Origin of the sequence: Sulfurimonas sp., assembly GCF_023228785.1 — a bacterium.
Lineage (GTDB): Bacteria > Campylobacterota > Campylobacteria > Campylobacterales > Sulfurimonadaceae > Sulfurimonas.
This window is the reverse complement of record NZ_JALOAN010000019.1, coordinates 32,119-43,916: the sequence shown is the minus strand read 5'-3', so window position 1 is coordinate 43,916 and position 11,798 is coordinate 32,119. Positions and strand designations below refer to the sequence as shown.

Annotated in this window: 14 protein-coding genes; all 14 read left to right on the top strand. The window is 35.0% G+C overall.

Features of this window, described 5'->3' with window-relative positions; genetic code table 11:
* On the top strand, positions 1-265 hold a 265-nt coding region (locus tag M0Q24_RS06550), incomplete at its 5' end, for an FtsX-like permease family protein (protein ID WP_366934181.1).
* Between the two features lies 1 nt (position 266).
* Entirely contained in the window at positions 267-956 is a 690-nt protein-coding gene (locus M0Q24_RS06545; protein WP_295048649.1) for an ABC transporter ATP-binding protein, read from the top strand.
* A 20-nt stretch (positions 957-976) separates the two neighbouring features.
* Positions 977-1,633: a response regulator transcription factor gene (locus tag M0Q24_RS06540; protein WP_295048647.1), complete on the top strand. Its 657-nt coding sequence runs from the start codon at positions 977-979 to the stop codon at positions 1,631-1,633.
* On the top strand, positions 1,626-2,777 hold the full coding sequence (locus M0Q24_RS06535; protein ID WP_295048645.1) for a HAMP domain-containing sensor histidine kinase: 1,152 nt from the start codon (positions 1,626-1,628) through the stop codon (positions 2,775-2,777). The genes M0Q24_RS06540 and M0Q24_RS06535 overlap by 8 nt, the downstream gene beginning before the upstream one ends.
* A complete protein-coding gene (locus tag M0Q24_RS06530) occupies positions 2,771-3,097 on the top strand; it encodes a hypothetical protein (protein WP_295048643.1) in 327 nt (108 codons plus the stop codon). The genes M0Q24_RS06535 and M0Q24_RS06530 overlap by 7 nt, the downstream gene beginning before the upstream one ends.
* A 197-nt stretch (positions 3,098-3,294) precedes the next feature.
* Positions 3,295-3,465, top strand: a complete 171-nt coding sequence (locus tag M0Q24_RS06525; protein WP_295048641.1) for a symporter small accessory protein — start codon at positions 3,295-3,297, stop codon at positions 3,463-3,465.
* On the top strand, positions 3,465-5,105 hold the full coding sequence (locus M0Q24_RS06520) for a sodium:solute symporter (protein ID WP_295048639.1): 1,641 nt from the start codon (positions 3,465-3,467) through the stop codon (positions 5,103-5,105). Before M0Q24_RS06525 ends, M0Q24_RS06520 begins: the two co-directional genes overlap by 1 nt.
* Before the next feature lie 116 nt (positions 5,106-5,221).
* A complete protein-coding gene (locus M0Q24_RS06515) occupies positions 5,222-6,619 on the top strand; it encodes an OprD family outer membrane porin (RefSeq protein WP_295048638.1) in 1,398 nt (465 codons plus the stop codon).
* A gap of 116 nt (positions 6,620-6,735) precedes the next feature.
* Positions 6,736-8,565: a thiamine pyrophosphate-dependent enzyme gene (locus M0Q24_RS06510; RefSeq protein WP_295048637.1), complete on the top strand. Its 1,830-nt coding sequence runs from the start codon at positions 6,736-6,738 to the stop codon at positions 8,563-8,565.
* Position 8,566: 1 nt separating this feature from the next.
* The gene (locus M0Q24_RS06505) at positions 8,567-9,109 is read left to right on the top strand and encodes a 2-oxoacid:acceptor oxidoreductase family protein (RefSeq protein WP_295048635.1); all 543 of its coding nucleotides are present in this window, start codon (positions 8,567-8,569) and stop codon (positions 9,107-9,109) included.
* Entirely contained in the window at positions 9,109-10,401 is a 1,293-nt protein-coding gene (locus M0Q24_RS06500) for a phenylacetate--CoA ligase family protein (RefSeq protein WP_295048633.1), read from the top strand. The genes M0Q24_RS06505 and M0Q24_RS06500 overlap by 1 nt, the downstream gene beginning before the upstream one ends.
* A 1-nt stretch (position 10,402) precedes the next feature.
* Positions 10,403-10,825 carry an ACT domain-containing protein gene (locus M0Q24_RS06495; protein WP_295048631.1) on the top strand — a complete coding sequence of 141 codons (423 nt, stop codon included), beginning with the start codon at positions 10,403-10,405 and terminating at the stop codon, positions 10,823-10,825.
* Positions 10,826-10,835: 10 nt separating this feature from the next.
* The gene (locus M0Q24_RS06490; protein WP_295048629.1) at positions 10,836-11,252 is read left to right on the top strand and encodes a PaaI family thioesterase; all 417 of its coding nucleotides are present in this window, start codon (positions 10,836-10,838) and stop codon (positions 11,250-11,252) included.
* A complete protein-coding gene (locus M0Q24_RS06485; RefSeq protein ID WP_295048627.1) occupies positions 11,242-11,706 on the top strand; it encodes a hypothetical protein in 465 nt (154 codons plus the stop codon). Before M0Q24_RS06490 ends, M0Q24_RS06485 begins: the two co-directional genes overlap by 11 nt.
* The last annotated feature ends 92 nt before the right edge of the window (positions 11,707-11,798 follow it).

Sequence of the window (11,798 nt, the reverse complement as noted above, 5' to 3'; positions counted from 1 at the left end):
AGCCATTATGAAACTTATGGGACTTCCAAATTCTCTTATCATAGAGATGATTGTAAAAGAGACTCTAATACTAGGAGTTTTTGCCTTTATTTTTGGAAATATCTTCTCGCATCTCACTTATGATGGTTTTCCAAAGTTAGTGATACTGCAAATCCCAGATGCTTGGGCACTCTTTGGAGTTGTTTTAGTAGCTTCTGTTTTGGCTTCTTTTGTTGGTGTAAAAAAAGTTATAAGTGCAGATCCAGCAGCTGCTATTGGAGGATAAGATGAGTGAGCATAGTGCTATAAAAATTAAAGATCTTGTAAAAAACTTTGGTAAGGATGATAATCTTGTTAGAGTAATAGATGGTGCTTCATTTGAGATCCAAAAGGGAGAAGTAGTAGCCCTCATAGCTCCTAGTGGTGCAGGAAAGACAACTCTTTTGATGATGATAGGCTGTGTGACAGAACCAACAAGTGGTGAGATCTGGCTTGGAGAAGAGATGGTTTATAAAGATAAGTGGTTAGCTAAAGATACTCGTAAGATAAGGAGGGAGAAGATTGGCTTTATCTTTCAAGCTCACTACCTCATACCTTTTTTAAATATCTTAGAAAACATAACGCTACTCCCTCAAGCAAATGGTGTGAGCAAAGTAGATGCCGAAAAAAAGGCGATGGAGTTACTAAAATATCTAGAGATTGATGATAAAGCCTACAATATGTCCTCACAACTCTCAGGCGGACAAAATCAAAGAGTTGCCATTGCAAGAGCACTGGCTAACAACCCAGAGATAATTTTAGCCGATGAGCCAACAGCGGCGTTAGATGGCGAGAGAGCAGTTAGTGTAATTAAGATGTTAAAAAAGATAGCAGCTGAGCAAAATGTTGCTATCATCACAGTTACTCACGATGATAGGATTCTCCCCTATTGTGATAGAATTATGAAAATAGAAGATAGAACTATTGTTTTTGAGTAGTTACAAGGGATGCAACTTTTATGAAGATCTTATATCTTGAAGATGATATAAACCTGTCTCAGACTATAAAAGAGTTTTTAAATGATGAGGGTTTTGATGTTACTTGTGTATATGATGGCGAAGAAGCTTTGCAAGAGATCTATATTTCAAACTTTGATGTACTGCTCTTAGATGTAAATGTACCGCACATCAATGGCTTTGAACTCTTAAAAGAACTAAGAGCGGCAAAGACAACTACTCCGGCTATCTTTGTAACTTCTCTAAATGGCATCGATGATCTCTCTATGGGTTATCACAGCGGTGCTGATGACTATATCAAAAAACCTTTTGAGCTAAAAGAGCTACTTTTAAGAATAAATGCTCTTTTAAAAAGAGAGTATAAAACACAAGAGAGTCTCATAAAAATCTCGCAAAATATTGAGTTTAATATCCACAGCGATGAGCTAAAAAAAGATGATGAAATAATTACTCTAAAACATAAAGAGTCTCTTCTTTTAAAACTTCTATTAAAACATAAAAATGAATGTGTAAGCTTTGATGATATATATCAAAATGTTTGGAGTTTTGATGAAGAACACAGCTATATGAGTCTAAGAACATATATAAAAGAGTTGCGTAAACATCTTGGTAAAGAGCGAATACTAAGCATAAAAAAACTTGGATATAGACTTGTATAGAGGCGAGAGAAAGAGTATCTTTTATGTACTTGGGCTCTATCTTAGTTCTACCCTACTACTTATCACTACTATCTTTGTAAGCTATTACTACTATGAGAGAGACCAGTTTGAACATAGTGAAAAAGATCTTTTAAAAAAGCAGACCTTTCTCTTAACACAACAACTATCAAAACTAAATGAAAACAGTAGCGATAGATATAAATATCCTCGTTTTGATGAGTTTGAGAGTGCCATCTATGATATAGATAAAAATCTTATCTTTAGCACAAGCAAAGATATAAGCATAACAAACTCTAAAGACTCTTTTTTTACCAAAGCTTCCAACTCTTATCTTATCTCACCACTAACGCCCTACTATTTTGGAGCAGCTTTCATCGTTGTAGAAAAAAAATCTAAAAATCTTGACATCTTGGATAACCTTATATTTATAGCTATTGTTACCATCATAATAACTCTTATAACCTCTGTTTTTCTTGTTAATCTTGTCTTAAGACCTATAAGAGAGAATATAAAACTCCTGGATAGCTTTATAAAAGACACTACACATGAGCTAAACACACCAATCACTGCCATACTTACAAATATAGAGACTATAAACTCTTCAAGCTGTGATGAAAAAGCACTAAGAAAACTACAGCGTATAAAGATAGCTTCACAAAGCATCTCAAATATCTATGAAGATCTAGTCTACATACTTTTAAACCACAAAACATCTACTCAAAATATAGATCTAGATCTATCAAAAATTCTAATTCAAAGAATCGAATATTTTACAAATATGGCACAAGCAAAAAATATAGACTTTGTCTTAGATGCTAAAGACGAGATCCACTTCAAAGCTGATAAAAAAAAGATGCAAAGGCTTATAGACAACCTTCTATCAAACGCCATTAAATATAGTAATAAAGATACAACTATAAAAATTCTCCTAAGTGAGAACTCTCTTAGCATCGAAGATGAGGGAAAAGGCATGAGCGAGCAAGAGGTTGAAAAAATCTTTACAAGGTATCTAAGATTTGATAAATCCCAAGGTGGTTTTGGCATAGGATATAGCATCATAAAATCTATTGTTGATGAGTATAATATAAAGATAGATATAACATCAAAGCAAAAACAAGGAACAAAGGTAACTCTCTCATGGTAAGACTTTTAAGTTTTTTTCTTCTTTTTTACATAACGCTAAGTGCTTCTGAATTTGATAAAAACTGCTTTGACTGTCATAGTAAAGATTTTAAATTTCATATCATCATCAATAAATACACCCTAAAATATAGTAGCGAACAAAAGATAAAAGAGGCTATGGTTGACTATCTAAAGAGCCCAAGTATTGAGAAATCTATTCTACCTTTAGAGTATATTCAAAAGTTTGGTTTAAAAGAGAAAAGCCCTCTTGATGATAAGACTTTAAGAGAGATGATAGATATCTACTACGAAAAATTCAACCTTCAATCTAAAATTTATTAAATTCTCACATTTAGTGCTTCTTTAAAAACAAATTAAAAAGTTTCTATAACTTTTTATAATAGTTTAATATTAATTTATGCTTAGCTTTGCAATAATTGAAGTTATTTTAAAATAACTCTATACAAATTCCAATAATTAAAATATAGTTATTTAAAATTCAAATAATTGTGTAAATATGCAAATAATTAGGAGATCTAATGGAGTATTTTGATTTTGGAGTCGGTTTAGCCTTTGCTCTTATGATAATTAGCACTATTATTAGTGTTATTTATGGAGCTATGAACTGGAACAAGGATGGATATGTAAGTCCTCCAGAGTTTGTTAAAGACTGGAACAAGACTGAAAAAGAGATCGAGGATGAACTATAATGGGAATGTTTGAAAACATCATTATCATCTTGTATCTCGCTGTTTTAAGCTACTTAGGTTACCGAGGTTACAAGCAGACAAATAGCACAACTGACTACCTTGTAGCAGGACGCGACACCCATCCTTTTATTATGGCGCTTAGTTATGGGGCTACTTTTATCTCTACTGCAGCCATTGTGGGTTTTGGTGGAGTTGCTGCTTGGCTTGGTAACTCTTTGCTTTGGCTTACGGTTTTTAACATATTTATAGGCATTTTTATAGCCTTTGTATTTTTAGGAAATCCTACAAGAAAGATGGGCTATAGACTAAATGCTCACACATTTCCTGAACTACTTGCAAAAAGGTTTGACTCTAAGTTTATCCAGATCTTTGGTGCTATTATCATCCTACTTTTTATGCCACTTTACGCTACAGCGGTTCTCATAGGTGGTACTCAGTTTATAGCTCTTTATTTTGGGACAGATTACCATATGTCGCTTATGGTTTTTTCCATTATTATAACCGTCTATGTAATTGCTGGTGGACTAAAAGGTGTCATGCTCACAGACGCTCTTCAAGGGAGCATAATGTTTATAGCTATGTTAATCCTTGTAGTAGTTACCTTTGACTCTTTAGGTGGAATAAGTGCGGCATTTTCTAAGCTTGAAAATGTTTGGCAAATAACTGTTGTAGATCATTTGGCATCTAAGAGCATAAGCGAGTTTGCTCCAGGTTCGCCAGACTTTATGATGAAACTCTCTTTGCTTTGGGGCTTTGAGGGTTGGAACTCTATGCCACAGTTTTTAAGTAAGGGTTGGCTTTTTGTCATTACAACCATTACTATGGGTGTGGGTATTGGGGTTTTAGCTCAACCACAGCTTATTGTACGGTTTATGACAGTAAAGAGCAAGCAAGAGTTAAACCGTGCGGTTTTAATTGGCTCTATTTTTATACTTGCAATGACAGGGATCATCTTTATAGTTGGAGCCTTATCTAACGCTTGGTACTACGAGTTTAACGAGGGTAAAAATGCACTTCAAAGTGCTGGATCTGTTGGTAAAGTTATACCTCATTTTATAAATACAGCTATGCCAAAATGGTTTGCATTTATATTTTTGTTTGCACTCATCTCAGCTGCTATGAGTACGCTTTCATCTCAGTTTCATACTATGGGAACAGCAGTTGGGCGTGACTTTTTTGAGCAGATCACTAAAAAAGATTATGACTCGGTTACAGTTACAAGACTTGGGGTTGTTGTGATGATAATCTTCTCAGTCTCTCTAGCTTACGCTTTTGATGATGAGCCTGCCATTATCGCTAGATCTACTGCTATTTTCTTTGCTCTTTGTGCGAGTATCTTTTTACCAAGTTTTATAGGTGGACTCTTCTTTAGAGGCATGACAAAAGCGGGAGCAATAAGCTCTATGTTAGTTGGTTTAGTGGTGTCGAGTTTTTGGCTTTTGTTTGTTCACTTTAAAGAAGCAAAATCACTAGGTCTTGCAAAGGCTATCTTTGGCAAAGACTCACTTTTAAGTGGAGATATTATCTTTGTAGATGCACTTATAATTGCTCTACCACTCTCAATTGCTACAGCAATAATAGTCTCACTTATGACTAAAAAAATGGATGAAAAACATCTTGAGAGATGTTTTAATGACTAAATATTCTGAACAATTATTAAGTTGGATCCTGAATCAAGTTCAGGATGATGCGTGTCCGTCATTCCGTGCTTGACACGGAATCTAGTTTATAGATTAAATAATAAAAGGGAAGAAAAATGAAAAAAAGAAGTTTAGCGTTAGCTACAATTTTAAGTTTAACTACATTTGCTTTGGCAGATACACTTGAAGGAGCATTTAAAGAGGGCAAAGTTCAAGGGGAACTAAAATCTTTTTATATCAACCGAACTTATAATTGGGGAAGTGGATTTAACAGAGATCCATCTAACTATACTCGTGATGGACTCTCTGTTGGTGGACATTTAGGTTATCAAACTGCATCTTACTATGGTTTTGATGCTGGGGCAACATTCTATACTTCAAACAAACTAGATAAAAAAGCGGATAGTTCTGATAAAAATGACAACACTCTTTTTGGTGCAGATGGTGGAAGCTATAGTGTTTTGGGTGAGGCTTATATAAGCTATAGCTTTGATAAAACATCTATAAGAGTTGGAAAACAAAGTATAAATACTCCCTTTGCTGCTCCAAATAACTTTAGAATGTTGCCAAACACTTTTGAAGGTGTTGTTGTAAAAAACAGCGATGTAACTGACACTAAGTTTGAGCTAGGTCATATCACTCGTATTCAGACAAACGGCTTTGCAAACTCAGTTCCTGTGCCAAACAATGTGCTAATTCCAAATGATGCCATGACAAGACTGAGCCTGCTCTATGGCTTTGGACCTGGTTACAAGGTTGGAGACTTTGAGTCTATTGCAGATGTTTATTTAGGTCAAAACAATACAAAAAATACAGCTGGTATGACCTACTTAAATGCAACTTATACAGGATTTGATGGTGTTAAGTTAGAAATTTGGGATCAATATATTCACGACATAATGAATATAATAGTTGCTAAGGCTAGTTACAAAGCAAGACTAAGTGTTTTTAATACCTTTGCATCTGTGTTTTACACAAAACAAGATGATGTTGGAGACAACCTGCTTGGAAAAGCTTTTAACACAACTGGCAAAGATAAAGATGTAGATGCAAGCCAATACGGGGCAATGCTAAAAGCTTCATTAGATAATGGCTTAGGTATAGATCTTCGTTATGTAAATACTCCCGCATCAAAAGGGAGTGTTTTAGATGGCGGTATTGTAAACGCTCTAGGTGGAGCTAATCCTTTTATAATCTCTCAAGGTGCCTTGCATGCTAACTTAGGAGATACTTCTTCTGTTATGTTAGGAGTTGATTACAATTTCAAACCTCTAACTAATATAGATCTACTAGCTATGGTTAAATATTTTGAGTATGACATTGGTAAATATAATGGTTATCAAAGTGGTAGTGAGTGGAAGACTAAAGAGGTGGATTTTGATCTTATTTATCAAGTTACTCCAAAATTTAAACTCCAAGCAAGAGGTAGTTTTACTAAAGATTGGCTAGATCTAGGTGGAGCAAAGAGCATAAGTTTTGATGAATATCGTTTGATAGCGTATTACAAATTTTAATATATCTCAATAGTTGTAAGATTTAGTCTTTATTTAAGCCTTATTTATATAACTATTGTGTAGATTAACAAGAACAAATCTTCTAAAGATAAATAATTATAAAGAGTGAGACTTTTATGAAACAAACACTAATGGGAAATGATGCGATTGCTTGGGGACTTATCCATGCAAATGTTGACATGGTTAGCGGATATCCTGGTACTCCATCAAGCGAGATACTTACTGTCGTTCAACAGATAAAACACAAATTAAACCTAAATGTTTATGCTGAGTGGGGAACTAATGAAAAAGTTGGTTTTGAAGTAGCTTACGCTGGTGCAATAGCTGGAAAGCGTACCTGTGCAACAATGAAGCAAGTCGGACTAAATGTTGCAAGTGATGCACTTATGAGTGCGGCTTATATTGGTAACCTTGGTGGTATGCTACTCATTGCTGCTGATGATCCAGGTTTTCACTCTTCACAAACTGAGCAAGATAGCCGTGTATTTGCAAAATTTGCACGTATCCCTGTTTTAGATCCAGCAACTCCACAAGATGCTTATGATCTAACAAAATACGGTGTAGAACTCTCAGAAAAGTTTCAGATCCCAGTTATGCTTCGCCCTGTTATGCGCGTTTGTCATGCTAGGGAAATCATTGAGATGGATGAAGAGACTAACTTTAAGCCAAATATTGGTGAGTTTAAAAGAGATGTTCCTCGCTGGGGTGCAGTTCCACGAAAAGATAGATTTCCACAAGGAAAAGAGCAACTCAACCGCATAGAAGTTATCAAAGAGTATAACTGGGACAATCTTTTAAAGAGTGAATTTGACAAGTGTGAGGGTAAAAACAGAGTTTTAGTCATCACGAGTGGAACTGGTTATGGATTTACAAAAGAGACTCTAAGCGACCTAGATCTTGAAGCTGATGTTGTTAAAGTTCTTATGCCCTATCCCCTTCCTGTAGAGCAAATGAGAGATAGATTTAAGTCTTATGATAAAGTTTTAGTGGTTGAAGAGCCTTATCCATGCGTTGAAGAACAGATAGCATCTCCTAATGTATATGGAAAAAATACAAATAGTATCCATCAAATAGATGAAATGAGTAAAGAAGAGATCTTAAAAGCATTTCAAAATATCGGCTTTTATGAGGGAGAAAATATCTATGCAACTCCTCCATCATTAGACTTTGAAGTAGAAGCTCGTCCACCTGCACTTTGCCCTGGTTGCCCTCATCGTGATGTTTATTATGCTATTACAAAAGTATTTAAAAAGAAGAAGTCTATCTATCCATCGGACATTGGCTGTTATACTCTAGCTTTAGCTCAAGGTGCAATTGATAGCATACTTTGTATGGGTGCGAGTGTCTCTATGGCTAGTGGTTTTTCTATTAGTGATCCTGACAAAACAGTTGTTGCAACCATTGGAGATGGAACATTTTTTCACTCTGGAATTGCACCACTTATAAATGCAGTCTATCAAAACCATAAGTTTATACTTGTTATTTTAGATAACTCAACCATAGCAATGACAGGTCGTCAAACTACGCCATCAAGAGCAAATAAAGACATAGATATCAAAAAGATAGTTGAGGGCATGGGGATTGAGTGTATGGAGCATCACTACTCTTATGAGATGCAAGATAACATTGACTTCTTTAGAGAGGTAAAAAAAGTACACGCTGATGCAACAGGTCCAACTGTTGTAGTTGTAAGAGAGTTTTGTATTTTAGATAGAGAGAGAGCTCCTGAGTTTATTCCAAATATATTTGCTAAGGTAGATCCTGAACTTTGTATCGCCTGTGATCAATGTACAACTATATATAAGTGTCCGCCAATGGCATACAATGATGATGGAGTTATTGAGATAGATCCATTCCTGTGTGCTGGCTGTGGTGGATGTTTGGATGTAGTTTGTCCAACTGACGCCTTTGTGCAAGATTTTGACTACTTAAAGAGAGGTAACTAAGATGAAATACCAAATAGTAATAGCTGGCTTTGGTGGTCAAGGTGTTGTTTTTTTAGTTAAAGTTTTAGCAATTTGTGCAGGAAACCGTAATATCGCGTTTTTAGGAACTGAAAACCATGGTATGAGTCAAAGAGGTGGATCTGTCTCTTGTGACATAAAAATAGGCGAATTTACAAACCCTGTAATAGATAAAAATCAAGCTGACCTTATGATAGCGCTAGAGAAAAATGAAGGTTTAAGAAATCTTGCATTTTTAAAGCTTAGTGGAACACTAGTTACTAATGCAAAAGACAAAGATAAATACCCAGAACTTCCTTTTAGTGGTTTTGCAAAAATTGATGCTTTTAAAAAGGCTGAGCGAGGTGAATTTCCTATCCAAGGACTAAATGTTTATATGCTCGGTTTCGCCCTTGTTAATGACAAAAACTTTCCTTTTAGCGTACAGGAAGTAAAAGATGCCATCACAAGTATGAATGCAAAAGTAGCCGAACAAAATATAGTTATACTAGATCAAGCCATGAGAGATGCTAAGGAGTCAAAATAATGTGGAACAAAATCGAGGGTGCTCCAAGAGAAATTATAGAAGAGACTCAACTAAAAAGACTCAAAGAGACACTAGAGAGAGTTTATGAACTAACACCTTTTTACAAAGAAAAATTTGATGAGCTGGGTATATCTCTAAAGGATATTAAATCTCTAAAAGATATACAAAAATTGCCTTTTACGAAAAAACAAGATCTAAGAAACCACTACCCTTTTGGACTCTTTTGTGTACCGATGAGCGAAGTTGTAAGAGTTCATAGTTCAAGTGGAACTACAGGAAAACCTACTGTTGTAGGCTACACTCAAGGCGATATGGATGTTTGGGATGAAGTGATGGCTAGAGTCTATACAATGGCAGGAGCAACTTCAGCAGATGTAGTTCATAATGCTTATGGTTATGGACTCTTTACTGGTGGGCTAGGCTTTGATAGTGGTGCTAAAAAGATAGGAGCTACAACTATTCCCGCAAGTAGTGGTTTTACAGATAGACAAATCATGCTTATGAAAGATTTCAACGCAACCATTTTAGCTGCAACTCCATCATTTGCACTTCATATGTATGAAACAGCTAAGAAGTCTGGAAGTGGATATTTAAAAGATTTTAAACTAAAATCTGGAGTATTTGGAGCTGAGCCTACTAGTGATGGACTAAAAGAAGAAGTTTCTCGCGTTTGGGGAATCGACTACCATGAAGTTTATGGACTTAGTGAGATTATCGGACCGGGTGTTAGCTCAAACTGTAAACATTCTAAACTTTTACATGTAAATGAAGACCATTTTTACCCTGAGATCATAGATCATAAAAGTGGTAAAGTCTTAGAAGATGGAGAGCGTGGAGAGTTAGTTATAACTTCACTTACAAAACAAGCCCTTCCTATCATTCGCTATAGAACTGGAGATATAACTTCACTTCATCGATCGCCTTGTGCTTGTGGAAGAACTTTAGTACGCATGGAGAGCATCGTTGGCCGTGTTGATGATATGATTATTGTAAATGGTGTAAATGTATATCCATCACAAGTTGAGCATGTTATAGCAAATACAGAGGGAGTAACTCTAAACTACCAGATCATCGCAGATAAAAAAGGTCATCTTGATAAAATAGATATCTTAGTAGAAGTTAGCGATGAAGTTTTAAGTGACTCAGTTGCTGAGATGGAAAAAATCAAAAAAAACATACAACACTCACTTGCAAATAACCTATACATAAATGCAAATGTGAAGCTTGTTGAGCCTAGAACTATTGAGAGAAGTATGGGTAAAGCTGTTCGTGTTGTGGATAAAAGGGTATAAAATGTCAAAAACTATAAAGCAGTTATCTATCTTTGTTGAGAACAAAATGGGAGAGCTAAGCGATATTACAACACTTTTAGCATCTCAAAACATCTCTATAGAGTCTATAAACCTCTCCGATGCTAGTGATTTTGGCATACTTAGACTCATTGTAGACGATAGTATAAGAGCAAAAGAGATCTTAGAAAAAAGTGGTTTTTCTTCTAGGTTTACAGATGTTTTTGCTGTAGAAATTAGTGATCATGTTGGAAGTTTTAACTCTGTTATAAAAGCACTTGCAAAACAAAACATAAATATAGAGTACACTTACACTCTCTCAAATGCTCAGATCGGTGCTTTTGTGTTTAAAGTAGCAGACGCACAACTACAAAACGCTATAAAAACACTTGAAAAAGAGGGCATTAATCTCCTTTGTGAGATTTAAAAAGGCAAACATGAAAGCTCAAGATATAGATCAAAAAGATATAGGATTTTTAAAGTTCATTGGCGGAGAAGTATTGGATCTAGGCGATGGTTATGCACAACTAGGTTTTGATGTCCTGCCACATCACAAGCAACATTTTGGCGTAGTTCATGGCGGTGCCATTGCTACACTAGCAGATCATTGTGGTTGGTATGCTGCTGTGTCTGTGCTTGAAAAAGGTCTTAGTGCTGTAACAATTGAGATAAAAATAAACTACTTAAAACCTGCTAGAGATGAAGTTTTAACAGCCGAAGCTAGAGTAATAAATCAGTCAAAAAGAACTGTCTTTACAACTATAGAAATTTTTTCAAAAGATACACTTATAGCTTATGCAACTGGAACATATCATATTTTAGATGAAAAAAAGGCTCTAAAAAGTGCTAAATAATAGAGAGATTAGCGATAGATTTGAAGTTCAAATCAACACACTATACAACTGGCAAAAAAGTAAACCAAAGCTCTATGCTTACCTAAAACATGCTGACTACAATAAAGAGCGAAATAAAGAGATAAATGTACTTCTTGAGTACTATGCAAAGTCAATAAACAAGAACTTTAGCGTTGAAGAGATCCACTATATAATCAACTCCGACATCAACCCACATACTATAGAGCAGATAGACTCTCTGCACAAGATCTTTATCACACTTGAAGCTAAAAATCTCTCTATAAAAAGTGACTTTTTGCTTGGCATCTATGATAAATTTCACACTATGAATATTATTGAAAAGTATATATTTTACAAAAGAGTATATCGTATAAGAGACAAAGAAAAATCTTTCTCAAAAGATAAGATAGAACTATATTTCAAAGAGTATTTAAGTAAGCCAAAAGAGAAGTAAAGTAGCTTTTTAGCACTTTTTTGATATAGTTTTGCAATAATAAACAGATAAAAATCTCTTCTTGCTTGATCTAAATTTTATATATATAAAAC